Consider the following 23,560-nt stretch of genomic DNA (forward strand, 5'->3'; position numbering starts at 1 on the left):
GCATGTACTCCTTGTCTGGGGCGGCGACCCTACCGGCCGCCGGTCATGTCGTCCCAGCTCGCGACCCAGCCTTCCGCCAGTGGCAGGTCGTGGCCGAGACGCTCGCGTTTGGTGCGGAGGTACCGGATGTTGTCGTGGGACGGAACGATCTCGATCCTAGTGCGGCCGGCGACGGCCGGCCCGTAGCCGTGGAGCGCCTCGACCTTGTCGGGGTTGTTGGACAGGATCTGGATTGATTCGAGGCCGAGGTCGGCGAGGATCTGGCCGGCGACGGAGTACTCGCGGGCGTCGACCGGCAGGCCCTGCTCCAGGTTCGCGTCAACCGTGTCCAGTCCCGCGTCCTGCAGGCGGTAAGCCTCGAGCTTGGCCGCGAGTCCGATGCCGCGGCCCTCGTGGCCCCGCACGTAGACGATGACACCGCGGCCGGCCTCCTGGACGCGGCGCATGGATTCGTGAAGTTGCGGGCCGCAGTCGCAGCGTCGCGACGCGAAGACGTCGCCGGTGAGGCATTCGGAGTGAACGCGGACGAGCACATCTTTCTGATCGGCGACGTCACCGACAACGAGGGCGACGTGCTCGGTGGCATCGACGTCGTTGCGATACCCGTAGGCGGTGAACTCGCCGAACTCGGTCGGCAAGCGCGTCTGTGTCCGGCGGGTGACGAAGCGCTCGCGGTGGCGCCGGTAGTCGATGAGCTGTTCAATCGAGATCATTGCGAGCCCGTGCTCGTCGGCGAAGCGGCGCAGCTCCGGGCCGCGCGCCATGTCGGTGGGATCCTCGGCGGAGACGATTTCACACAGGGCACCCGCTGGCCGGAGCCCGGCCAGACGCGCGAGATCTACGGTGGCTTCCGTGTGCCCGTCGCGCACGAGCACTCCGCCGGCGCGGGCGCGCAGCGGCACGATATGGCCCGGGCGGGTGAAGTCTTCCGGCCCGCGCGCGGGATCGGCGAGACGTGTGATGGTCTCGCAGCGGGAGCGTGCGGAGATGCCTGTTGTGCCCGTTGCCGCGTCGACGGTGACGGTGTAGGCGGTCGCCCGGGCATCCTCGTTACGCGCGACCATCGGCGGGAGGTTGAGCCTGTCGGCATGCTCGTTCTCGAGAGCGACGCAGACGTAACCGGACGTGTGGCGGACCATGAACGCGACGAGCTCCGGTGTCGCCAGCTCGGCGGCGAAGATGAGGTCGCCCTCGTTCTCCCTGTCCTCGTTGTCGACGACGACCACGGCCTCACCGCGCGCGATCGCGGCGATCGCGTCCTCGACGCTATCCAGGGAAATCCGCTCACTCATGGCGACTAATGGTAGCCCCCCACCATCTTCTCTACGTACTTGGCCACGATGTCGACCTCGATGTTGACGTCGTCTCCGATCCCTAGGGCGCCGGCGGTGGTGTCCGCGAGCGTGGTGGGAATCAGCGAGACCTCGAAGTCATCCTCCCCGACGGCCGAGACGGTCAAGGACGTCCCGTTAACCGTGATCGAGCCCTTCTCTACGACGTAGCGGGCCAGCCCGGAGGGCAGTGTGAACCGCACTACCTCCCAGTGTTCCGACGGGGTGCGGGACACGACGCTGGCCACGCCGTCTACATGCCCCTGGACGATGTGCCCGCCCATGCGCTGCCCGGCGGCAAGCGCGCGCTCGAGGTTGACGCGCGAGCCCTCGGCGTAACCGCCCAGGCGGGAGCGGCTGAGGGTCTCCTGCATCACGTCGGCGGTGAACACGCCGTCGACAATGTCCACCACAGTCAGGCACACGCCGTCGACAGCGACGGAGTCCCCGTGCGCGGCGTCCCGAGTCACGCGCGGTGCACGCACCGCGATGCGTACGGCATCACCCAGCCGTTCTAACCCGACGACCTCACCGACTTCTTCCACTAGGCCTGTAAACACGTTCTCTCCATTTCCATCAGTACGTCGTTGCCCAGAACGGACACCCCCGTGAGCTCAAATCTCGGCGCGCCCGGCAGGGACTGCGCCAGGGCCCCCGCAAGCACCCCTCGCCCGCCGCCGAGGAGTAGCGGTGTCGCGTATGCCTGGACGCGGTCGACCACCCCGAGCGCGAGAAAGCTCGTCGTCAAGCTCGCGCCCCCTTCGACGAGCACGTCGCGCGCCCCCGTTTCCCACAGCGCTCGGAGCGCCTCTTCCGGCGTCGCGTACTGCTCGAATCCGAGGCGCGCCAAGTTTCCATCCGGCACCTTCCGCTTGCCGACGACCACCCGACGCGGCTGGTTCTCCCGCAGCGTCCCGTCAGGCCAGCGCGCTGTCAGCGAAGGGTCGTCCGCCAGAGCTGTTCCGGTGCCGACGATGATGGCGTCGCGCTTGGCGCGGTCCTCGTGGACGTGCTCCCGTGCGGTCGGACCGGTGATCCACTGGCTGGTGCCGTCGGGTGCCGCGGTGAAGCCGTCGACGCTGGCGGCGAACTTCGCCGTGACCGAGACCCGGCCGTGCCGCACAGAGCTGAGCCACGGCTGCAGCGCGTCGACTCGGTGGGGCTCGTAGCGGACGTCGACGCCACCCTCACGCAGGTAGTCGGCGCCGCCGGAGGCAACCGGGTTGGGGTCGGCGGTGAGGTAGATAACAGTGGCCACGCCGGCGTCGGCAAGCGCTTGCGCGCACGGCCCCGTGCGCCCGGTGTGGTTGCACGGCTCGAGCGTGACCACTGCCGTCGCGCCACGGGCCCGCTCACCGGCGGCGTCCAGCGCGTTGACCTCGGCGTGCGACCCGCCCGCGGGGGACGTGCCGCCGGTCGCGATAACCTCCCACCCCGCGTCGAAGAGTGCGCAGCCGACCGGCGGATTCGGGGAGGTCGTGCCGCGCACCGCTTCGCCGGCGTCCACGGCCGCGGAGTACTCGAGGGGGATCAACGCGCCTGCTCGGCGAGAAGCCGCAGGTTCTCCACCGCCGCCGCCGGGTCATCCTTGCCGAAGACGGCCGATCCCGCCACGAAGGACTCCACCCCGGCCGCGGCGGCATGGGCGATGGTGGTCTCGGCGATTCCGCCGTCGATGGCGATGATGGTGCCCAGCCCGGCCTCGGCGATGCGGTCACGCAGCACACGGACCTTGTCCAGCACCTCGGGCATAAACTTCTGGCCGCCGAAACCCGGCTCGACGCTCATGATCATCACTTCTTCGAACAGCTCGAGGTCGTCAAGGTAGGGCTCGATGGAGGTACCCGGCTTGACGGCGAAACCGGCCTGTACGCCCAAGTCGTGGGCCTGTCGCGCCGCCCCGACGTGGTCGCTGGTGGCCTCGACGTGGAACACGAGGCGGTCACCGCCGGCTCCCACGTACGTCTCAAACCACTTCTCCGGCTGTTCGATCATCAGGTGCATGTCTAAGAATTGTTCGGTCACATTGTTGACGGCCTTGGTCACGTCCGGCCCGAACGACAGGTTGGGCACGAAGTGGCCGTCCATGATGTCGACGTGGATGAGGTCGGCGTTGGCCACCTTGCGCACGTCGCTGCCCAGCGCCGCGTAGTCGGCGGCGAGGATGGAGGGAGCGATGTAGATCATGGACCCCACCCTACTTTTTCCGCAGTACCGCAAGGAACATCGCGTCGGTACCGTGGCGGTGCGGCCACATCTGCACGCTCTTTTCGCTGCCCGTGTTCTCCATGCCCGGCACGAACTCGCTCGCGTCAAGTTCCTCGACATCCCCGGCAGCGAGGACCCCGTCCACGACGCTGCGGGTTTCACGCAGATCCGGCGAGCAGGTCGAATACACCACGACACCGCCGGGCTTGGCCAGGTGGACCGCCGACTCCAGCAGCTCGCGTTGTAGCACCGCGAGCTGGGAGATCTCGTCTTCCGACTTTTTCCACCGGGCTTCGGGGCGGCGGCGCAGGGCGCCGAGGCCGGAGCAGGGGGCGTCGACAAGCACGCGGTCGTAGCCTGGCTCGAGGCCGGGGTCGCGGCCGTCCGCCACGGTGACCGTCACAGGCAGGCCCCCGACCGACTTGCGGATGAGCTCGGCGCGGTGCTCGCTGACCTCGACTGCGTCCACACGCGCGCCCTCAATGCCAGCGAGCGAACCGAGGAGCGCGGCCTTGCCGCCCGGGCCCGCGCAGAGGTCGAGCCAGCGGCCGCCGTCGTCGTCCACCGGCACTTCGGCGGCGGCGCGGGCGATGAGCTGGGAGCCCTCGTCTTGGACGCCGGCGAGCCCGTCTCGCACCGGTTCAAGCTTGCCCGGGTCACCCTCCGGCAGGTAGACGGCGTAGGGAGAGTACGTTCCCTCGTCGCCGCCCGTGACGGCGGCGAGCTCCGCGGCCGAGATTTCACCGGGCCGCGCCACGAGGTGGACGACCGGGCGCTCGGAGTCGGCGGCGAGCGCCTCCTCGAGTTCATTGGGGCCGAGCACCTGCTGGAACGAGCGCGCAATCCACTCGGGGTGGGCGGTGCGGAACGCTATGGCCGCGACAGGGTCGTGGGGCGCCAGAGACTGCATCCACTGATCGGCCGGTTTGCGGGCGATACTGCGCAGGATTGCGTTGACGAAGCCCTTCGCCTTCACGGTGCCAGCCGCCTCCACGAGGCGAACCGAAGTATCCACCGCCGCGTGGGCGTCCACGCGCGTGTACATCAGCTGGTATGCGCCCAGCCTGAGCGCCGCGAGTACTTCGGGGGCGATCTCACCCAGTGCGCGCGAGGAGCATTCCGCGATGACGGCGTCGAGCACACCCTGGGTACGCAGAGTGCCGTAGGCCAACTCCGTTGCGAAGGCGGCGTCTCGGCCGGTGACCTTGCGCTCGCGCAAAAGTTTCGGCAGCACCAGGTTGGCGAACGCGTCATCCGCCTCCACGCGGCGCACGACGTCGAAGGCAGCCTCGCGCGCGCCGTCGCCAATGCGGGCGGGCTTGCTTGCCGACGCTCGCCCAGCGCCCCGGTTCTTCACGCCAGCAGGCGTGTTCTGCGGCTCTGCCCGGCGTCCCGCCGCGCGTGATCTAAACCCTCCGCTCATGAAAACACGATCCCTTCCGTCTCCTTGAGCCCGCGCGCCCAGTCGGCGGCGGACATCATCTTCTTGCCGGGCGGCTGGATGCGGGTGAGCCGGACATCCGCTGTGGCGGTGCCCACGAGCACCTCATCCTTGGAGGCGGAGACCTGACCCGGGGCTAGGCTGCCTCCCCCAGTGATCTCCACCGGGCCGAGTTTGACGCGCTCGGGACCGAGACTGGTCCACGCGCCGGGGCCCGGTGTGTGAGCGCGGATTGCACGCTCGATGAATTCTGCGTCCGCGCCCCAGTCGACTCGGGCGTCGCCGCTCGAAATTTTCGGCGCGTACGTGCCCTCCTCGGGCTGCTTCACAGCCGTAACCGTGCCCCGCTCCAAGCCGGTCATTGTTTCCACGAGCAGGTCTGCACCGGAGTGGGCGAGGCGGGTCAACAGGTCGTCTGCGGTGTCGGTGGGGTGGATCGGCTCGTGGATGTGGCCCAGGATGTCACCAGTATCCAGACCCTTGTCAATGCGGAAGGTCGTCGCGCCTGTGTCCGTGTCACCGCTTTTTATGGCGGACTGCACCGGCGCGGCCCCGCGCCAGCGCGGGAGCAGCGAGAAGTGGAGGTTCACCCAACCGTGCGCGGCGATCCCGAGCATGTCCTCGGGGACGAGGTTGCCGTAGGCGACAACCGGGATCGCGTCGGGACCAATCTCGCGCAGCACCCGCCGGATCTCTTCGTTGCCTTTGAGGGAGTCCGGCGTGAGCACCTCAATGCCGTGCTGTTGAGCAAGCTGCCTGACGGGAGAGGGGTGCAAGGTCCGCCCGCGTCCCTTGCGTGCGTCGGGGCGGGTGAGGACGGCGGCCACCTCGTGCTCAGACGCAATGAGTTTGTTCAGGGCGACGACGGCGGGCTCGGGTGTCCCGGCGAAAACGAGTCGCATGTTTTTCTCCTCCTTTACTTCTGCTGGAACCAGTCGGCGCCGCGGACCATCGCCATGGCTTCCTTGCGGGCCTCGGGCTCCATTCGGCGCATGAACATGACCCCGTCCAGATGGTCGGTTTCGTGCTGGATGCAACGCGCCAGAAGCCCGGTGCCACGGATGACGAGCGGGAGGCCGTGCATGTCCCGGCCTGTGACCATCACGCTGTTGTGGCGGGTGACTGTTCCGCTGACCCCGGGGACCGAGAGGCAACCCTCGGCGCCGACCTGCATGTCTTGCCCGGCGGGCACCCACTCGGGGTTGACGATGTGGCCACGCAGCCCCTGGCAGTCGAACACGAACACTCTCGAGGACAGACCGACCTGGTTGGCGGCGAGGCCGACGCCGCCGGCGTCGTCCATCGTCTCGAGCATGTCGGCGACCAGCGCGCGCAGCGAGTCGTCGAAACGCGTCACGGGCGCGGCCACGGAGTTCAGCACAGGGTCGCCGAACAAGCGGATAACACGTACAGCCATGGTTTCCGAGTGTACTTGCCGTCCCGGGCGCCAATTCCTTGGTTAACCGATGTGCACGGGATCGACCTGGATGCGCAGCGGGGCTTCTTGCTTGCGCGCTGCCCGGCTAGCGGCGGCCGCGCGCAAGGCAAGCCCCAGCTCTGCGCGTCCGACGAGCGGGCTGCGCACCAGCATGCGCTGCGCTGGTCCGAGCCCGTGCAGGTCCCACTCCCCCGGTAGCTCCACGCCCGGCGGGAGGTCGACGGGGCCGAGGGCCTCGGCGTGGGCGGGGAGCTCGGCGTGGGCGAAGAAGTCCTCGAGGGCCTCGCGGGGCGCGTCCACGACGGCGACGTGGACCGCGGGCGGGAAGCGGGCGTCCCTGCGCTGGCCCAGCTCGAGGGCGGCATGGCCTGGCACGTCCCACCGGATGAGGTGCTGCACCACCGGCAGCGACGGTTCCGCGACGACGACGACTTCCCCGTCGTGTTCGGCGGCGTCGACGAGCGTGCACGCCGCAAGCCACTTCTCGAAGGTCTCCTCCGTTGCGCGCAGGTCGGGCCGACCGAGCAGCGCCCACGTGTCCAGCAGCACGGCAGCGCCGTACCCGCCGCCGGCGACGGCCGGTTCGGCACCGGGTGTAGCAACGACGATGGCTGGGGCGCGCGGCACCTCATCCACGATCCGTTCTCCCCACGATGTGCGCACGCGGTGCTTCGGAAAGGCCCGGCCCAGCTCCTCGGCAGTGCGCTCCGTGCCGAGCACCACCGCGCGCAGCCTCCGCGAGCCGCACGCCGGACACACGTGCGCTGCGTCCATGCGCCCGCACCAGCGGCACGTCGGCGCGGCGGCGTCTCCCCCCGAGGGCAGGCTCATCGGCCCGTTGCACCAGCGGCACCGCGCCGGAGTCCGGCACGACCCGCAGGCCAGAGACTGCACGTACCCGGAGCGCGGCACCTGGAAAAGCACGGGCGCGCCGCGCTCCAGTGCTTTCGCGGCCGCCTGGAACGCCACCGACGGCATCCGGGCCTCACGCGCGCGGGGGTCGCGCTCCAGGGCGAAGTCCGAGTCGCCGGCGGCGTGGATCAACGGGGCGCGCATGCGCAGCGTGCTTCTCGACGCCACCAGCTCGTGCATCCACCCGGATTCGACGAGCAGCTGAGCCTCCGCGGTGCGCGAGTGCCCGCCGATGATCAGCGACGCCTTTTCGAGCGCGGCGCGCGTGGTCAACACCTCGCGCGCGTGGACGTAGGGCGCCCGCGGGTCGACGAGCGACTCGTCGCCGTCGTGCATGAGCACCATGAGCTTCACGCCGGTGACGGGCGCGAACGCCGCCGAGCGCGTGCCGACGACGAGTCGGCCCTGGCCGTGGAGGATGGACAAGTAGCGCGAGTAACGCGCCTGCGGACCTTGCGACGCGGTGAGCGTGGTGATCTGCCGCGGGCCCACCAGAACCCGCAACGCCGCCTCGCACGCCTCGACATCGCGCTGGTCCGGCACGACGATCAGCACGCCAGCGCCGCCGGCCGCGACTTTGGCCGCCAGCGCCGCCACGGGTTGGGCCCACCGCTCCCCCGGTGCCACCTGCCAGGCGGCGCGGGCGAGCCTGCCGCCAAGGACGGCGTCGACGAAAGACTCGCCGTACTCGTATGTGCTCCACGCGGACAAGTCGGGTTCCGCAGTCTCCCCCAGCTCGCCCCACGGGGTGCTGGTGTCGGTCTCCTCCGCCTTCGCGTGCCGCGCCGGGATCGCCGCGCGGTAAATGTCCGAGCGGATGCCGGCGTAGCGCGCGCTGAGGGCGTCGACAAGCGTGCGCATGCGCTGCGGTGCAACCACCTCCGCACTGATGACGCGCTCGATGAAACGCAACGCACCCTCGTGCTCGGAGGTTGAGCGGCGCTCGAGGACAATGGCGTCAACCAGCCGGCCGGCGAAGCGGATGCGCACCCTCACGCCCGGCACGGCCGCGGAAGAATCAGCTTCGGTGACGAGGTAGTCGAACACCCTGTCCAGGTGAGCCAGGCCCAGAAGCGGAAGCACCCGCGCGACCGGGTGAACGGCAGCTGCGGGTGATTCGGTCATGGGGCCATATTCTAGCCCGGCCGCTAATTCTGCTCGGCAGACGTGACGCGGATGAGCGTGTTCCACGGGTCCTCGAAGGAGAGGGTCCGGCCGTCGTGGCGTGTGGGCAGCCCGTGGTCTTTCAGACGGGCGGCGAGCGCGGAGAGGTCCTCATCGCGCGGGACGTCGATGTCGACACGGCCCAGGCCCAGGGCCGCCGCGCGCGGACCCGCGCCTAGGCTGTTCCAGGTGTTTAGTGCGATGTGGTGGTGGTAGCCGCCGGCGGAGACGAAAAGCGCCGAGCCAAGCTCGCCCATGACCTCGAACCCGAGGGTTTTCACGTAGAAGTCGCGCGCCGTGTCAATGTTGCCCACCTGCAGGTGGACGTGGCCGAGGGTGCCGGACAGCGCTACGGGTGCCGCGGGGGCGTGATCTTGCAGGAAAGCGTTCGGGTCGAGCGGGTCGGTCGCCAGTGCATAGAGGCCGGAGGGGTCGCGCACCCACTCGTCGCGCGGGCGGTCGACGTAGAGCTCGACGCCGTTGCCCTCAGGGTCATCGAAGTAGAATGCCTCGCTGTAGATGTGGTCCGCGCTGCCTGTGAAGTTGCGGGGGTACTTGGAGGCGACGGCAGCGACGGAGGCGGCGAGCAGCTCGGCCGTCGGGAAGAGCACGGCGGTGTGGAACAGGCCGGCGTCACGGCGGCTCGGGGATGGCAGGTTCGGCTCGCGGCGCATGGTCATGACCTCGGTGCCGTTCAGGCCGAGCGTTGCGGTCTCTCCGCCCTGCTCCGTGACCTCGAGGCCGACACCGTCATGGTAGAAGCGGACCATCGTGTCAATGTCCCGCACGAGCAGCTCGACTGCGCCCATGCTGAGGTCGGCGGGAAGCAGGTCGTCGGGGTTGCGCTTGATTAGTGAATCTGGGTGGGGTGCCTGGGTGAACATGCGGGTCTCCTCCGGTTTTTAGTTGCGTTGTGAAGTAAATACTAGCCAGTAATAGTTCACTGCGCAAGTGTTGACGCAGCCCGTTCACTTCTCCCGTGAGATTAAGAGAGCCGTTCGAGCCCGTAATCCAGATGACGGGGCACCCGTAACACGGCCGTCGCGGCGACCACCGCGATCCATAGCACGAAATGCAGCACGGTTACGGGGCTCGGGGCCGCGTTAGTGGTGAAGTCGATGCGGATCAACAGAAGAAGTGACACAGCGGCAGCGAACACCACCCACGGCCACGCCCTCGAGCGGATCCCGAACGCCAGCATCCCGGCAATCGGCAGCACGAGTGCGACAGAATAATGCAGCCACAGGATCTGCGAGACCACCATCGGCCCGAGCAAACACAGAGCGAGAAATACCTTCCCGGGGAACGCACCGGCCCGGCGCCACGTCCAGGCGAAGAGCGCGAGGACTCCCCCGACGACGACAACCGTGGTCAGCACCGTGGGTAGCGCGGAGCCATCCCGAACTACGACCACCCCCTCGGTTGTCCTCTCCCCGGCGTAGAGGATTGAACCGATCGTCGCATTCATCGGGGCGGACAAATGGGCGTCACTGAAGCTAGCTAGCGTCGCCGCCCACAGGGCGAACTGCGTAGGCAGGAACACAAGCTGGGCCGCAAAGAGCGCGGAGAGAACCCCGGCAGCCCACGCACCCGCACGGCGCGTAGCGGGCAGGGCCACCATGCCGGCAACGAGCACCACCGGGGTGAGCTTGACAAACGCGGCCGCGGCGAGGAGAAGCCCCGCTACCCGAGGCCGAGTCGACGCAAGCGCCATCGCCGCCACACACGACGCGATGATAATCGGTGTCGTCTGGCCCACCACCCGCGAGATCACGAGCGGGACGGTCAGCCAGATGAACACGGTTGCGGCGATGAGAACCGAAAGGCGCAGCGTCGCAGACGTCCAGAACGTATACGCGGCGGCGGCGAGCAGCGGAACCGCGAACGCGCAGAGTACGGTGATCGCCAGCAACGACGCCTCGAAAGACAGTGCCCTAGAGACCAGCGACATCACCACACCCACTCCGGGGTTGTGCACGAACGGGTGCGTGAACGGCGCGGACGTGTGCTCCGCCACGATCTGGTCCCACACCGCGGACCCCGGGTACGCGAAGTCCGTCGGCGAGACGGCGTACGCCTCCTCCCAGTTTCCCTCTGCGACGAGGCGGCCGCCGATCCAGAGGCTGGCCCAGTCATCCCCCACCGCCCTGGGGAACCAGAGCACGCCCGCGGCGATGCCCCAGACAACGCTGAATATCCATCCCCACGGTGGCATGAGCGAGGTACCCGGTTCAGAAGCGCTGCGATAGTCGTGTGTGGTTTCCATGCTGCCACTGACATTAACCCGAGCGCGCGGGCATCGCCTGCAGGGACGCACCGCCACAGCGAGGGTCTGACTTCACCACTGAAGTTACCCGGTTATGCTGACGACCATGAGTAACGCCCCGCAGCCCGAGGAAGCCCTCTACCTCGACGACCAGGAGCGGCAGACGTGGAACGCCCTGGTCAGCGTCCTCGTCCGCCTGCCCGCTGCTCTGGATGCCCAGTTGCAGCGGGATTCAGGTGTGAGCCACTTCGAGTACCAGGTTTTGTCTATCCTCTCGGAGAGCCCGGACCGCACCCTGCGGATGAGCGCGCTGGCGCGGCGGGTCGAGTCCGCCTTGCCCCGGCTGTCCCAGGTAGTGAGCAGGCTGGAAAAGCGTGGCTGGCTGTCGCGTGCGACGGATCCGGACGACGGCCGTTACACGTTGGCCACACTCACTGACGACGGCATGGCCAAGGTCGTCGAGACGGCTCCCGGCCACGTCAACACCGTGCGCCGCCTCGTATTCGACCCGCTCACCAAGACGCAGCTTCGGCAGGTTCGGGAGAGCGGGCGCCGGATTGTCGACGCTATCGAGAACGGGAAGTAGCGGCCGCCTTCAACTCCTCGACCTTGTCCAGTTTCTCCCACGGAAGGTCGATGTCGGTGCGGCCGAAGTGGCCGTACGCGGCGGTTTGGCTGTAGATGGGGCGCAGGAGGTCGAGCTCGCGGATGATGGCATCCGGGCGCAGGTCGAACACCTTTTCCACCGCCTGTTGGATGGTCACGTCGGTCTGGCCTTGCGCAGCAGTACCGAAAGTCTCAACGTACAAACCGACGGGGTTCGCGCGTCCGATGGCGTACGCCACCTGCACCTCGACCCGGTCGGCGAGGCCTGCAGCGACGATGTTCTTGGCCACCCACCGCATGGCGTAGGCCGCGGAGCGGTCCACCTTCGACGGGTCCTTGCCGGAGAACGCACCACCACCGTGGCGGGCCATGCCGCCATAGGTGTCCACGATGATCTTGCGGCCTGTCAGACCGGCGTCGCCCATGGGCCCACCGAGGACGAAGGAGCCAGAGGGGTTAACCAGTAGCGTGGTATCCGCGGTGTAGAACCTCTGCAAGCCCGCGTCCTCGACAACCCACTCCACAACCTTCGTGCGCAGCGCCTCCTCGAGCTCGGCACGCTTGAATTCCGGGTCGTGCTGGGTGGAGATAACGATCGTGTCCAGGTGCACCGGGGTGTCGCCGTCGTAGGCGAAAGTGACCTGCGTCTTGCCGTCCGGACGCAGGCCAACGACCTCGCCCATCTTGCGCACCTCCGTCAGGCGGCGCGACAGGCGGTGCGCGGTGGCGATCGGCAACGGCATGAACTCTTCAGTTTCATTCGTGGCGTACCCGAACATCAGCCCCTGGTCGCCCGCACCGGATTGGTCACCATCGCTTGTCGACGCGTGCTCCCGGACCTCCTGCGACGTGGTGACACCGTTGGCGATCTCCTCCGACTGCTCACCGATGGCGATGTTGACGCCGCAGGTGCGGCCGTCGAAACCCACCTCGGAGGAGGTGAATCCGATGCCGACGAGCTTGTCGCGCACGATCTTCGCGATGTTCGAGTACGCCTCGGTGCGCACCTCCCCCACGACGTGCACCTGGCCGGTGGTGACCAGTGTCTCAACGGCTACGCGCGAATAAGGGTCCTGCGCGAGCATGTCGTCGAGGATCGCGTCAGAAATCGCGTCACAGATCTTGTCGGGATGACCCTCGGTCACGGACTCGCTGGTGAACAGGCGGTGAAAAGTAGACAAGGCAGTCATTCCTTCGGCTCGTAAGTAACTCCAGCCAATATAGACCAAGCTGTCTAATTTGCCAACTCTCGGGGGTCTGGCAACCCGAACGCCTCGATAGCGTCCCAGATACGCGCAGCGACGACGTGCTTCGGCCCGTCCGGAACTTCCCTCACCGACCCATCCGACCCCAGCAGCCAGCCGCTGTTGCGCGCTTGCCCGAACACCGCTCCCCCAGCCACCGAATTCACCATGAGCATGTCGGCCCCCTTGCGCTTGAGCTTCGCCTTGCCGTTGTCGAGAACGTTGTCCGTCTCAGCCGCGAATCCGACGATGGTGGCGGCAGTCTCACCCGCCCGCCGCTGATCGACGAGCCCACGCAGCACGTCCGGATTCTCCACCAGCTCGATGCGGGTGAGCGCGTCGGTGTCCCTGCCCTTTTTCATCTTGGATGCGGACTCCGACGCGGGCCTAAAGTCGGCCACGGCCGCGGCCATGATAATGACATCGGCGTCAACCGCCCGCGCGTTCATCTCCACCTCGAGGTCGCGGGTGGAGCGCACTCGCACGACGTCCGCGCCCGCCGGGGCGTAGAGCTCGTCGGTGTCTCCCGCGACGAGCGTCACCCGCGCGCCCTTATGGGCCGCGATCTCCGCCAAGGCGAACCCCTGCCGCCCTGAGGAGCGGTTTCCGATGAAGCGGACGGGGTCGATGTTCTCCTGTGTGCCACCGGCACTGATGAGCACCTGTTTGCCCTCCAGCCCGCGGCCCAGCGGTCCCGTCTCCGCGACCGTACGCGCCAATTCGGCGATTTGCACCGGTTCGAGCAGGCGCCCGGGCCCGGTGTCCTTGCCCGTCAGTCTCCCGTGCGCGGGCTCGAGGACGGTGATCCCGCGTACCCGGAGCGTGCGAATGTTCGCCTGCGTCGCCGGATTCAGCCACATCTCCGTGTGCATTGCCGGGGCGACAACGACCGGGCACGTGGCGACGAGGATGGTGGACGTCAGCAAGTCGTCGGCACGCCCGGCCGCTATCCTGGCCACGACATCGGCCGTGGCGGGTGCAACCACGATGAGGTCGGCCTCCTGACCAACGCGCACGTGCTGCACTTCGTCGACTCGCGTAAACACGCCCGTGTCGACAGGGTTGCCCGAAAGCGCCTCGAACGTCGCGGCACCCACGAAGTTCAAAGCGTTAGGCGTGGGCACCACCCGCACGTCATCGCCGCGCTCTTTGAAGTCCCGAATGAGGTGGCACGCCTTGTAGGCCGCGATGCCTCCGGACACGCCGATTACCACGTTGCGGGATTCAGTCATGTGTCACGAGTCTACTCGAGCATGGAAAACGCGGCCGACCCGTCACGGGTGGCCGCGTCGCTGACGCCGCAGAATGCCTTACTGGCCTTCCTCGTGCTCCAGGAGCCCGGCCTGGATCTCGCGCAGCGCCATAGAGAGGGGCTTTTCACCGGCCTCCGGGGTCACCAGGGGACCGATGAACTCGAAAACGCCCTCGTCCTGCTCCTGGTAGTAGCTGTTGATTTGCCGCGCACGCTTTGCCGCGAAGATCACCAGGGCGTACTTGGAAGAGACCTTGCTCAGAAGCTCGTCGATCGGCGGCGCGGTAATGCCCTCCGGGGTGTCGTAGACCAGGGTGTCGGAAGAATCCGCGGTCACGGCCTCCTGATCCACTGGCAGATCGTTGCTTATGTTGCTCAAAATGAACCTACTCGTCGTTGTTGTTGGGTGTGCGCAGCAAGATGCCCGCGATTGCCGCTACTGCGTCCTCGACGTTGCCGTTGACCACGACATTGTCGAACTCTCCCTGAGCCTCCAACTCCTGCCGTGCGGTTGCGAGACGGCGCTCGATCACATCGGCAGACTCGGTTCCGCGGCCAGTGAGCCGCTCGACAAGGACCTCCCAGGACGGCGGAGCGAGGAAAACCGTCTCCGCATCAGGCATGAGAGCCTTAATGTTACGGGCCCCGACCAAGTCCACCTCGACGAGGACGGGTCGCCCTTTAGCGAGAGCGGCCCTGACGGGTTGCGCCGGCGTGCCGGAACGTTGCAAGCCACCGTGGATATCCGCCCATTCGAGCATCTCCCCGGCGTCAATGTTGCGCTGGAAGTCCTCGGCGCTGACAAAGAAGTAATCTTTGCCGTCGACCTCACCCGGGCGTGGCGCCCGTGTTGTCATCGACACCGAGAAGTAGAGGTTGGGAACGTCAGAGCGCAGACGGTGGACAACCGTCGATTTCCCGACAGCGGAGGGACCGGCCAGAACTACGAGCCGGCCCCGCGGTGTCACGTCTGCCACCTGTTTAGTCCTCGGAGAAGCCGAAACGCTCCAGCAGGGCGCGACGCTGGCGGTCGCCCAGGCCGCGCAGGCGGCGGGTCTGAGCAATCTCGAGCTCCTCCATGATTTCGCGGGCCTTGACCTTGCCAACCTTCGGCATGGCCTCGAGCAGTGCGGAGACCTTGGTCTTGCCGATAATCTCGTCGGAGTCGGACTTGTCCAGAACATCCTTGAGGTTGGTGTCGCCGCGCTTCAGCGATGCCTTCAGCTCAGCGCGCTGCTTGCGTGCCTCTGCCGCCTTGGCGAGTGCTTCCTTGCGCTGCTCATCGGTCAACTGTGGAAGGGCCACGGATTCCTCCAAATAGTAGTAGTTTGAGTTTCCCGCCGGTGCTAAATTCCAACGGTGCAACTCGCGGATTCCGGCTCAGTGTAGCACCGGGCCGGACGATCGTCGGTCAACCTGGCTGGGTTTTACTGCGTTTTGCCACGTCACCGCGATGACGCACTTAAACTACCAGGCTTTTTCCCATTCTACGAATAGGGTCGGGCTTTGTCAGGGTTTCGCCAGCTCGGTTGCGCGTTTACGCAGCTCACCGACATCCGGGCCAGAGGCCAGCACGGAACGGGACACGTTCGGGAAAACCAGGTGGATCTGGGCGCCGGCGATGCGGGCGACGTCGTCAAGCGTCGCTCCCTGGGCCCCGACGCCGGGCATAAGCACCGGAGCGTTGAGCTCGGTCAACGCAGGAGGGGCGGCGACGGTCGCCCCCACGACGACACCGACGTTACCGACGGTTTCTCCCCTGTTGTACGCCGTGCAGGCGTCAACCATCTGCTGGGCGATTGTGACGCCGTCGATCGCCTGCGTCTGGAACGCCTCGGCTTCCGGGTTAGAGTTCGCGGCCATGACGAACACGCCCTTACCCGTCTCCTCCGCGAGTGCGATCGCGGGATCCAAGGATCCAACCCCGAGGTACGGGGTGAGGGTCACGGCGTCCGCCTCCAGCGGCGAGCCAGCACCGAGCCAGGCGCGGGCGTAGCCCTCCATCGTCGAACCGATGTCACCGCGTTTGGCGTCGGCCACCACTAGGGTCCCCGACTCGCGCAGCGCAGCCAGGGTCTCCTCCAGCACGACGAATCCTGCCGAACCGAAGCGCTCGAAGAACGCGACCTGCGGTTTGACCAGCGCGACATGGCCCGCGAATGCGTCCACGCAAATACGCGAGAACTCGCGCAGACCCGCAACGTTGTCACCCAATCCCCACTTCTCCAACAGAGCTGCGTGGGGGTCGATACCAACGCAGAGGCGCCCGAGGCGCTCCCCTGCGCTGACAAGCTTCTGCCCGAAACCCATCTACCGTGCACCGCCGGGGTTGTGGTCGAGCTCCTGCAGGCTCATGACCGTGACCTCGTTGTCGCGGATCGCCTCGATGCCCTGCACCGCGGCGACGACGCCCTGGACGGTGGTGACCAGCGGGACGTTGTTGGCCGCGGCGGTAGCACGGATCTCGTAACCGTCGTGGCGCGCACCGGAAGAGCCAGCCGGGGTGTTGAGGATGAGGTCGATTTCGCCGTTGCCGATCCGCTCGACGATCGACGTGCCCTGCGCACCCTCGCGCACCTCGGAAGCCTTCAGCGCGACCTCGCACTCGATGCCGTTACGGCGCAGCATAGAGGCGGTGCCGGCGGTGGCAACGACGTTGAATCCCATCGTATGCAGCCGCTGGATCGGGAAAATCAGCGAGCGCTTGTCGCGGTTGGCCACGGACACGAACACTGTGCCCTGCGTCGGCAGCTCACCGAACGCGGCGGCCTCGGCCTTGGCGTAGGCGACGCCGAAGGACGGTGCAAGCCCCATCACCTCGCCAGTGGATTTCATCTCGGGGCCGAGGATGGTGTCCAGGACCTCACCGGCCGGGGTGCGGAAGCGGGTGAACGGTAGCACCGCCTCTTTCACGGCGATCGGGTGCTCGAGCGGCAGCGAGCCGCCGTCGTAGGCGGTCGGCAGCATGCCCTCGGCCTTGAGCTGCGCGATCGTCGCGCCCATCATGATGCGCGAGGCGGCCTTGGCCATGTGCACGCCGGTAGCCTTGGACACAAACGGCACGGTGCGCGAGGCGCGCGGGTTTGCCTCGATGACGTAGAGGATGTCGTCCTTGAGAGCGAACTGGACGTTCATCAGGCCCTTAACTCCGATGCCGTGAGCGAGGGCCTCGGCGGAGCGGCGCACCTTGGCGATGTCCTCCGGACCGATCGTCATCGGCGGCAGCGCGCAGGCCGAGTCACCGGAGTGGATGCCGGCCTCCTCGATGTGCTCCATCACGCCGCCGAGGTAGACCTCGGTGCCGTCGCACAGCACGTCCACGTCGATTTCGATGGCCGAGTCGAGGAAGCGATCCACCAGCACCGGGTGGTCCGGGGACAGCTCGGTGGCGCGGTTGATGTAGTCCTCCAAGTTGGCTTCGTCGTAGACGATCTCCATGCCGCGGCCGCCGAGGACATACGACGGGCGCACGAGCACGGGGTAACCGATGCGGTCGGCGACCTCGCGGGCCTCGCTAAACGACGTCGCGGTGCCGTACGCCGGCGCGGGCAGCTGCGCGGTGTCGAGGACCTTGCCGAACTCGCCGCGGTCCTCGGCCAGGTCGATCGCCTCGGGCGAGGTGCCCACCACCGGCACGCCGGCGTCGGCAAGCTGCTGCGCCAGGCCGAGCGGGGTCTGCCCTCCGAGCTGGACGATGACGCCGGCGACGGTGCCGGACGCGGATTCCGCGCGGTAGACCTCCATGACGTCCTCGAAGGTCAACGGCTCGAAGTAGAGGCGGTCGGCGGTGTCGTAGTCGGTGGACACCGTCTCCGGGTTGCAGTTGACCATTACCGTCTCGTAACCGATGCGGGACAACTCAAGGGCGGCGTGGACGCAGGAGTAGTCGAACTCGATGCCCTGGCCGATGCGGTTCGGGCCGGAGCCGAGGATGATGACCTTGTCCTTGCCGGAGTCCGCGATCTCACTCTCGGCGTTCTCGTCGTACTCGTAGGAGGAGTAGTGGTACGGCGTCTGCGCCTCGAACTCGCCGGCACAGGTGTCCACGGTCTTGAACACGGGGTGCACGCCGAGGGAGCTACGCAGCGATCGCACGCCATCCTCGCCCGCGAGCTCGGGGCGCAGCGCGGCGATCTGGGCATCCGACAGGCCGTAGACCTTGGCCTCGCGCAGGAGCTCCTTGTCCAGCACGGGGGCGTCGACAAGCGTCTGGCGGAACTCGACGAGCGCGGCGAGCTCGGCGAGGAACCACGGGTCGATGTGGGAGGCCTCGTGCACCTGCTCGATGCTCGCGCCGAGGCGCAACGCGAGCTCGACGTCGTACATGCGCTTGTCTGTGGGGGTGCGCAGGTCCTCGAGCACGGCGCTGAGATCCGTCTCGCGGCCGGGCGCGAAGTAGGAGTCGGGCCGGGTCCAGAAGCCGTTGGCCTTGTCCTCCATCGAGCGCATCACCTTGTTCAGGCCCTGGATGTAGTTGCGGCCGATGCCCATTGCTTCGCCCACGGCCTTCATGGAGGTGCCGAGTGTCTCGTCCGAGCCCGGGAACTTCTCAAACGCGAAGCGCGGCATCTTCACAATGACGTAATCCAGCGTCGGCTCGAATGCGGCCGGGGTGACGCCGGTGATGTCGTTGGTGATCTCGTCGAGCGTGTAGCCGATGGCCAGCTTGGAGGCGATCTTCGCTATCGGGAAGCCGGTCGCCTTCGACGCCAGCGCCGAGGAGCGCGACACGCGCGGGTTCATTTCGATGGTGATAATGCGACCATCAATCGGGTTGACCGCGAACTGGATGTTGCAGCCGCCGGTGTCGACGCCGACCTCGCGGATGATCGCGATGCCTTGGTCGCGCATGGTCTGGTACTCGCGGTCCGTCAGGGTCAGCGCCGGGGCGACTGTGACGGAATCGCCGGTGTGCACGCCGAGCGCGTCGACGTTTTCGATCGAGGCGATCACCACGACGTTGTCGTCGCCGTCGCGCATCAGCTCAAGCTCGAATTCCTTCCAGCCGAGGATGGATTCCTCGATCAGCACGTTGGCCTCCGGCGAGGCCTCGAGCCCGCCGCCGGCGATGCGGTTGAGGTCGTCCATGGTAAACGCCAGGCCGGAACCGAGCCCGCCCATGGTAAACGACGGTCGGACCACAACCGGCAGGCCGAGCTCGGCGACGGTTGCGTGGACCTCGTCCATGGTGTGGCACACGCGCGAGCGCGCGGACTCGCCGCCGATCTTGGCCACGATGTCCTTGAACTTCTGGCGGTCCTCGCCGCGCTCGATCGCGTCGATGTTGGCGCCGATGAGCTCCACGCCGTGCTTGCCCAGAATGCCGAGGCGGTCCAGCTTGATCGCGGCGTTGAGCGCGGTCTGGCCACCCAGGGTGGCAAGGATGGCGTCGACGGGGTGGCCCTGCTCGGCCTCGCGGGCGAGGATCTTGTCGATGTAGTCCGGCTCGATCGGTTCGACGTAGGTGTGGTCGGCGAACTCGGGGTCGGTCATGATCGTCGCCGGGTTGGAGTTGATCAGGGTGACGCGCAGGCCTTCGTCCTTGAGCACGCGGCACGCCTGGGTGCCCGAGTAGTCGAACTCGCATGCCTGGCCGATGACGATCGGGCCGGAGCCGATAACCAGGACGTGGTTGATGTCTTCTCGCTTCATGTTTTCCTCTCCTGGTTATTTCTGGCTAGCGCCGGTGCTAGAACCTGCGCGGTGAGTGTCCATCAGGGCGATGAACTGGTCGAACAGGGGGTTGGCGTCGTGCGGTCCCGCCGCGGACTCGGGGTGGTACTGCACTGAGTAGGCCATTCCGCTTTCCAGCGCAACGCCTTCAACCACGCCGTCGTTGAGGCATGTGTGGGTGACCACGGCCGGGCCGAAGTCGGTGTCGAAGCTCTCCCCCGGCCCGACGGGCGCCTCGAGCGCGAAGCCGTGGTTCTGGCTCGTGATGTCGATCTTGCCGGTGAGGTGGTTCTTCACCGGCACGTTGACCCCGCGGTGGCCGAACTTGAGCTTGAACGTGCTCAACCCCAACGCGCGCCCGAGGATCTGGTTTCCGAAGCAGATGCCGAACAGTGGCACCCCGGCGGAGATGACGTCGCGGGTGACTTCCACCATTGCGTCGGCGGTGGCCGGGTCGCCGGGTCCGTTGGAGATGAACACACCGTCCGGGTTGTATTTCGCAATCTCGGAGTAGAGCGTGTTGGCGGGCACCACGATTGTCTCGATGCCGCGGTCAGCGAAGTGCCCGGGGGTCGCGGTCTTGATGCCCATGTCGTAGGCGACGACGGTGTAGCGCTTCTCACCCTTCGGCGCGACGGTGTACGGCTCGTTCGTCGAGACCTCGTCGGCAAGGTCGGCACCCGCCATCGACGGCTGCGCGTTCACTCGAGCAACAAGCGTATCGACGCCCTCTCGCGCCGCGTCCCCGGTGAAAATCCCGGCCGCGATAGAGCCGTAATTGCGCAGGTGGCGCACGACGGTGCGTGTGTCCACGCCGTAGATGCCCACGACTCCCTGGCTGCTCATCTCCTCCTCGAGAGTGCGGTCGGCACGCCAGTTGGACACGCGCTTAGACAGGTCGCGGATGACGAGGCCGGAGACCCAAATCTGGTTGTCGTGCGACTCGTTGTCCTCGTCGTTCCAGCCGGTGTTGCCGATCTGCGGCGCCGTCATGACCACGATCTGGCGGTGGTAGGACGGATCCGTCATAGTCTCCTGGTAACCGGTCATGGCGGTGGTGAACACGGCTTCGCCGAAAACCTCGCCAGCTTCACCGAAGGAGAAGCCCGGGAAGGTGGTGCCGTCACCGAGCACAAGCACGGCGGGGATGCGTTGGTTGATCATGAGTTTCTTCCTTAGTCGGTTGTGCTCGGGGTTGTCGTGTCGGTTTCGCAATGGGTCACGGCGCCTCGCAGCAGCGTCAGCGCCACGCGGGCGTTGAAGTCCATGCCCTCGTACGGGGTGTTCGACGCCTTCGACGCCATCTCCTCGCCGCGGGCGGTCCAAGAAGCACCGGGGTCAATGACCGTGAGGTTGGCGGGCTCTCCCACGGCGATGGGGCGACCCTGATCCTCGAGTTTGAGGATCTCGGCCGGCCGCTCGCTCATCACCTTGGCCACGAAGCGCCAGTCGGCCAGCCCGGACTCCACAAAAACCTGGGCGACGACGGCCAGCGACGTTTCCAGCCCGAGCATGCCGGGCTTAGCGTTTTCGAACTCGACGCACTTGTCCTCGGAGCCGTGGGGCGCGTGGTCAGTGGCGACGACGTCGACGGTGCCGTCGAGAAGCGCCTGGCGCAGCGCGATGGTGTCTCGGTCCTCGCGCAGCGGCGGGTTGACGCGGTAGACACCGTCATAACTTTCGAGCTTCGCGTCGGTCAGCAACAGGTGGTGGGGCGTGACCTCGGCGGAAATGTTGATGCCCTGCGTCTTTGCCCAGCGCAGCAGCTCCACGGTGCCCTCGGTTGAGGCGTGGCAGATGTGGAGGCGCCCGCCGTAGTCTCGGGTCATGATTGCGTCGCGCGCCACGATGGATTCTTCTGCCACCCGCGGCCAGCCGCGCAGGCCGAGGCGGGCTGCGGTCTCACCCTCGTGCGCGCTGGCGCCCTCGGTCATGCGGTGGTCCTCGGCGTGCTGGGCAAGTAAGACGTCGTGAGCCTTGGCGTACTCGACGGCGCGGCGCATCAGCTGCGGGTCGTTGACGCACTTGCCGTCGTCGGAGAACATCCGCACGTGCGAGCGGCTCATCAAACCGATCTCAGTTAGCTGCTTGCCTTCAAGACCCTGGGTAATGGAGCCCACCGGGTAGACGTCGCACGTGCCGTAAGCCTGGCCCTTCTCCCACACGGCTTCGGCGAGGAAGGGCTGGTCGATCACCGGGTTCGTGTTCGCCATCGTGAACACGGCCGTAAACCCGCCGCGCGCGGCGGCGTCCGAGCCGGTGGCGATCGTCTCGGTGTCCTCGCGGCCGGGCTCGCGCAGGTGGACGTGCATGTCCACGAGCCCGGGGAGCAGCACCTTGCCGGCGGCGTCGTACCCGTCGTCGGCTTCGTCAACGTCGACGTCGGCACCGAGGGCGGCGATCACGCCGTCCTTGATGAGGATGTTGACCTCGTCCTCGCCGTAGGGGCGGACATGTTTCAAGACGAATGTCGTCATTTGCTTTCCTCTCCTGCCAGGAGCGTGAACAGAACCGCCATGCGGGTGTACACGCCGTTGGTCACCTGCTGCAGCACCGCGGTGTTGTCGCGGTCGGCCACGCCGAAGTTGATTTCCATGCCGCGCAGCATCGGGCCGGGGTGCATGATCAGCGCCCCGTCTTGTAGCGCGTCGGCGCGGGCGGCGGAGAGCCCGTAGAGCGTCGCGTACTCGCGGTGCGACGGGAAGAACCCGCCGTCCATCCGTTCGGCCTGCACGCGCAGCATCATCACTACGTCCGCTCCGGGAAGCTCGGCGTCGAAGTCCGAGCTCACTCGAGCGGGCCAGTGCTCTACGCCGGTGGGAAGCAGCGTCGGGGGCGCGACGAGCACGACCTCGGCGCCGAGGATGGACAGCAGGTCCACGTTGGAGCGGGCGACGCGCGAGTGCAGCACGTCGCCGACGATCAGCACCTTGCGGCCAGCCACGTCGCCGATGCGCTGGCGCATGGTCACGGCGTCGAGAAGTGCCTGCGTCGGATGCTGGTGCTGGCCGTCGCCCGCGTTGATGATGGACGTGCCCGGCAGCCACTGCGTGAGCAGCTTCGGCGCGCCGGACGCGGGGTGGCGCATGATAATCGCATCGGCGCCGACGGCTTCCACCGTCAGGGCCGTGTCCTTGAGCGACTCCCCCTTCTTTACGGACGAGGAGGACGCCGACAGGTTGATCACGTCGGCGCTCATCCACTTTCCCGCCGTCTCGAACGACGAGCGGGTGCGCGTCGAGTTCTCGTAGAACAGCGTAAAGATGGTGCGGCCGCGCAGCGTCGGCAGCTTCTTCATCTCGCGGCCGTGCAGCGCTTCGCGGAAGCGGTCAGCCTCGTCCATGATGCCCACAATCTCGTCGCGGGACAGGTCCTTGATATCAATCAGGTGTTTCATTTACTCCCCCTCCTTCAGCAAGGTGACGGCATCGGCGTCATCGATCGGAGTGAGGGTGACACGTACGTCCTCGCTTCTCGACGTCGGGATGTTCTTGCCCACGTAATCAGCCCGGATCGGCAGCTCCCTGTGGCCGCGGTCCACCAGAACGGCGAGCTGGATCGCGGCCGGCCGGCCGATGTCACCCAACGCGTCGAGCGCAGAGCGGATAGTGCGGCCGGAGAACAGGACGTCGTCGACAAGCACGACAACCGCGCCGTTGATGTCCCCCGGGATGGATGTGGGCAGTAGCGCCCGGTGCGGGCGATTGTTCAGGTCGTCGCGGTAGAGCGTCACATCAAGGCTGCCCACCTGCACGTGGACGCCGGAAAACTCCTCCACCGCCTCAGCGATCCGCCGGGCCAGCGGGACGCCCCCGGACGGAATCCCGAGGAGAATCACCCGGGGCGCGCTATCAGATCCGCCGGATCCGATAGCGTTTTTCTCTATGATCTGGTGCGCAATGCGTGCGATCGTGCGCGCCACGTCGGAGGCGTTCAATAACTCCACCGTGCCCGCAGTAGCGCGCGAATCTTCTCCGCTCACCGGACCTCCTTCCCCGCCTCACAGTGCGGAATTTAAAGGATGT

Annotated in this window: 22 protein-coding genes; 1 reads left to right on the plus strand and 21 read right to left on the minus strand. The window is 67.0% G+C overall.

What is annotated here, in order from left to right:
- Nucleotides 1-29: 29 nt before the first annotated feature.
- The 10 genes from G7Y29_RS05750 to G7Y29_RS05795 all read right to left on the minus strand — a co-directional run bounded on the left by G7Y29_RS05750 (nt 30) and on the right by G7Y29_RS05795 (nt 10,760).
- Complete coding sequence (locus G7Y29_RS05750; protein WP_165004008.1) at nt 30-1,292, minus strand: bifunctional 3,4-dihydroxy-2-butanone-4-phosphate synthase/GTP cyclohydrolase II; 1,263 nt, start codon at nt 1,290-1,292, stop codon at nt 30-32.
- A 5-nt stretch (nt 1,293-1,297) separates the two neighbouring features.
- Nucleotides 1,298-1,891 carry a riboflavin synthase gene (locus G7Y29_RS05755; RefSeq protein ID WP_165004006.1) on the minus strand — a complete coding sequence of 198 codons (594 nt, stop codon included), beginning with the start codon at nt 1,889-1,891 and terminating at the stop codon, nt 1,298-1,300.
- The gene (ribD, locus tag G7Y29_RS05760) at nt 1,876-2,865 is read right to left on the minus strand and encodes a bifunctional diaminohydroxyphosphoribosylaminopyrimidine deaminase/5-amino-6-(5-phosphoribosylamino)uracil reductase RibD (RefSeq protein ID WP_165004003.1); all 990 of its coding nucleotides are present in this window, start codon (nt 2,863-2,865) and stop codon (nt 1,876-1,878) included. Before ribD ends, G7Y29_RS05755 begins: the two co-directional genes overlap by 16 nt.
- On the minus strand, nt 2,862-3,518 hold the full coding sequence (rpe, locus tag G7Y29_RS05765; RefSeq protein ID WP_165004001.1) for a ribulose-phosphate 3-epimerase: 657 nt from the start codon (nt 3,516-3,518) through the stop codon (nt 2,862-2,864). The genes ribD and rpe overlap by 4 nt, the downstream gene beginning before the upstream one ends.
- 10 nt (nt 3,519-3,528) lie before the next feature.
- Nucleotides 3,529-4,962: an RsmB/NOP family class I SAM-dependent RNA methyltransferase gene (locus G7Y29_RS05770; RefSeq protein WP_165003999.1), complete on the minus strand. Its 1,434-nt coding sequence runs from the start codon at nt 4,960-4,962 to the stop codon at nt 3,529-3,531.
- Nucleotides 4,959-5,882, minus strand: a complete 924-nt coding sequence (gene fmt / locus G7Y29_RS05775; RefSeq protein ID WP_165003997.1) for a methionyl-tRNA formyltransferase — start codon at nt 5,880-5,882, stop codon at nt 4,959-4,961. The genes G7Y29_RS05770 and fmt overlap by 4 nt, the downstream gene beginning before the upstream one ends.
- 14 nt (nt 5,883-5,896) lie before the next feature.
- Nucleotides 5,897-6,397: a peptide deformylase gene (gene def / locus G7Y29_RS05780; RefSeq protein ID WP_165003995.1), complete on the minus strand. Its 501-nt coding sequence runs from the start codon at nt 6,395-6,397 to the stop codon at nt 5,897-5,899.
- Between the two features lie 42 nt (nt 6,398-6,439).
- The gene (locus G7Y29_RS05785) at nt 6,440-8,455 is read right to left on the minus strand and encodes a primosomal protein N' (RefSeq protein WP_165003993.1); all 2,016 of its coding nucleotides are present in this window, start codon (nt 8,453-8,455) and stop codon (nt 6,440-6,442) included.
- 23 nt (nt 8,456-8,478) lie between these two features.
- Nucleotides 8,479-9,378, minus strand: coding sequence for a VOC family protein (locus G7Y29_RS05790; RefSeq protein WP_196820116.1), 900 nt, complete (start codon nt 9,376-9,378; stop codon nt 8,479-8,481).
- A gap of 101 nt (nt 9,379-9,479) precedes the next feature.
- Nucleotides 9,480-10,760 carry a glycosyltransferase 87 family protein gene (locus tag G7Y29_RS05795; protein ID WP_165003970.1) on the minus strand — a complete coding sequence of 427 codons (1,281 nt, stop codon included), beginning with the start codon at nt 10,758-10,760 and terminating at the stop codon, nt 9,480-9,482.
- Between the two features lie 106 nt (nt 10,761-10,866).
- On the opposite strand from G7Y29_RS05795, the gene G7Y29_RS05800 reads away from it, so the two are divergent.
- Nucleotides 10,867-11,346, plus strand: a complete 480-nt coding sequence (locus G7Y29_RS05800) for a MarR family winged helix-turn-helix transcriptional regulator (RefSeq protein WP_165003968.1) — start codon at nt 10,867-10,869, stop codon at nt 11,344-11,346.
- Here the strand turns inward: G7Y29_RS05800 and metK are convergent.
- The 11 genes from metK to pyrR form a co-directional block, all read right to left on the minus strand.
- Complete coding sequence (gene metK, locus G7Y29_RS05805; RefSeq protein WP_165003966.1) at nt 11,327-12,556, minus strand: methionine adenosyltransferase; 1,230 nt, start codon at nt 12,554-12,556, stop codon at nt 11,327-11,329. The genes G7Y29_RS05800 and metK overlap by 20 nt on opposite strands.
- 44 nt (nt 12,557-12,600) lie before the next feature.
- A complete protein-coding gene (coaBC, locus tag G7Y29_RS05810; protein ID WP_165003964.1) occupies nt 12,601-13,842 on the minus strand; it encodes a bifunctional phosphopantothenoylcysteine decarboxylase/phosphopantothenate--cysteine ligase CoaBC in 1,242 nt (413 codons plus the stop codon).
- 78 nt (nt 13,843-13,920) lie between these two features.
- Entirely contained in the window at nt 13,921-14,241 is a 321-nt protein-coding gene (gene rpoZ / locus G7Y29_RS05815) for a DNA-directed RNA polymerase subunit omega (RefSeq protein ID WP_413228027.1), read from the minus strand.
- A 7-nt stretch (nt 14,242-14,248) separates the two neighbouring features.
- Nucleotides 14,249-14,839: a guanylate kinase gene (gene gmk / locus G7Y29_RS05820; protein ID WP_165003962.1), complete on the minus strand. Its 591-nt coding sequence runs from the start codon at nt 14,837-14,839 to the stop codon at nt 14,249-14,251.
- Nucleotides 14,840-14,843: 4 nt separating this feature from the next.
- Complete coding sequence (gene mihF, locus G7Y29_RS05825) at nt 14,844-15,167, minus strand: integration host factor, actinobacterial type (RefSeq protein WP_165003960.1); 324 nt, start codon at nt 15,165-15,167, stop codon at nt 14,844-14,846.
- A 204-nt stretch (nt 15,168-15,371) separates the two neighbouring features.
- Nucleotides 15,372-16,172, minus strand: a complete 801-nt coding sequence (pyrF, locus tag G7Y29_RS05830; RefSeq protein WP_165003958.1) for an orotidine-5'-phosphate decarboxylase — start codon at nt 16,170-16,172, stop codon at nt 15,372-15,374.
- A complete protein-coding gene (gene carB, locus G7Y29_RS05835) occupies nt 16,173-19,514 on the minus strand; it encodes a carbamoyl-phosphate synthase large subunit (RefSeq protein ID WP_165003956.1) in 3,342 nt (1,113 codons plus the stop codon).
- Nucleotides 19,515-19,529: 15 nt separating this feature from the next.
- Nucleotides 19,530-20,699 carry a glutamine-hydrolyzing carbamoyl-phosphate synthase small subunit gene (gene carA / locus G7Y29_RS05840; RefSeq protein WP_165003954.1) on the minus strand — a complete coding sequence of 390 codons (1,170 nt, stop codon included), beginning with the start codon at nt 20,697-20,699 and terminating at the stop codon, nt 19,530-19,532.
- A gap of 11 nt (nt 20,700-20,710) precedes the next feature.
- The gene (locus G7Y29_RS05845) at nt 20,711-22,012 is read right to left on the minus strand and encodes a dihydroorotase (protein WP_165003952.1); all 1,302 of its coding nucleotides are present in this window, start codon (nt 22,010-22,012) and stop codon (nt 20,711-20,713) included.
- The gene (locus G7Y29_RS05850; protein WP_165003950.1) at nt 22,009-22,932 is read right to left on the minus strand and encodes an aspartate carbamoyltransferase catalytic subunit; all 924 of its coding nucleotides are present in this window, start codon (nt 22,930-22,932) and stop codon (nt 22,009-22,011) included. Before G7Y29_RS05850 ends, G7Y29_RS05845 begins: the two co-directional genes overlap by 4 nt.
- Nucleotides 22,933-23,517, minus strand: a complete 585-nt coding sequence (gene pyrR, locus G7Y29_RS05855) for a bifunctional pyr operon transcriptional regulator/uracil phosphoribosyltransferase PyrR (RefSeq protein WP_165003948.1) — start codon at nt 23,515-23,517, stop codon at nt 22,933-22,935.
- Nucleotides 23,518-23,560: the final 43 nt, after the last annotated feature.

The organism is Corynebacterium qintianiae, assembly GCF_011038645.2.
GTDB classification, from domain to species: Bacteria; Actinomycetota; Actinomycetes; order Mycobacteriales; family Mycobacteriaceae; genus Corynebacterium; species Corynebacterium qintianiae.

Bases quoted from the DNA above. Each gene is read 5' to 3' on its own strand.
- G7Y29_RS05750 (WP_165004008.1), bottom strand. From the start codon at position 1,292: ATGAGTGAGCGGATTTCCCTGGATAGCGTCGAGGACGCGATCGCCGCG.
- rpe (WP_165004001.1), bottom strand. From the start codon at position 3,518: ATGATCTACATCGCTCCCTCCATCCTCGCCGCCGACTACGCGGCGCTG.
- G7Y29_RS05770 (WP_165003999.1), bottom strand. From the start codon at position 4,962: ATGAGCGGAGGGTTTAGATCACGCGCGGCGGGACGCCGGGCAGAGCCG.
- fmt (WP_165003997.1), bottom strand. From the start codon at position 5,882: ATGCGACTCGTTTTCGCCGGGACACCCGAGCCCGCCGTCGTCGCCCTG.
- def (WP_165003995.1), bottom strand. From the start codon at position 6,397: ATGGCTGTACGTGTTATCCGCTTGTTCGGCGACCCTGTGCTGAACTCC.
- G7Y29_RS05785 (WP_165003993.1), bottom strand. From the start codon at position 8,455: ATGACCGAATCACCCGCAGCTGCCGTTCACCCGGTCGCGCGGGTGCTT.
- G7Y29_RS05790 (WP_196820116.1), bottom strand. From the start codon at position 9,378: ATGTTCACCCAGGCACCCCACCCAGATTCACTAATCAAGCGCAACCCC.
- G7Y29_RS05795 (WP_165003970.1), bottom strand. From the start codon at position 10,760: ATGGAAACCACACACGACTATCGCAGCGCTTCTGAACCGGGTACCTCG.
- G7Y29_RS05800 (WP_165003968.1), top strand. From the start codon at position 10,867: ATGAGTAACGCCCCGCAGCCCGAGGAAGCCCTCTACCTCGACGACCAG.
- metK (WP_165003966.1), bottom strand. From the start codon at position 12,556: ATGACTGCCTTGTCTACTTTTCACCGCCTGTTCACCAGCGAGTCCGTG.
- coaBC (WP_165003964.1), bottom strand. From the start codon at position 13,842: ATGACTGAATCCCGCAACGTGGTAATCGGCGTGTCCGGAGGCATCGCG.
- pyrF (WP_165003958.1), bottom strand. From the start codon at position 16,172: ATGGGTTTCGGGCAGAAGCTTGTCAGCGCAGGGGAGCGCCTCGGGCGC.
- carB (WP_165003956.1), bottom strand. From the start codon at position 19,514: ATGAAGCGAGAAGACATCAACCACGTCCTGGTTATCGGCTCCGGCCCG.
- carA (WP_165003954.1), bottom strand. From the start codon at position 20,699: ATGATCAACCAACGCATCCCCGCCGTGCTTGTGCTCGGTGACGGCACC.
- G7Y29_RS05845 (WP_165003952.1), bottom strand. From the start codon at position 22,012: ATGACGACATTCGTCTTGAAACATGTCCGCCCCTACGGCGAGGACGAG.
- G7Y29_RS05850 (WP_165003950.1), bottom strand. From the start codon at position 22,932: ATGAAACACCTGATTGATATCAAGGACCTGTCCCGCGACGAGATTGTG.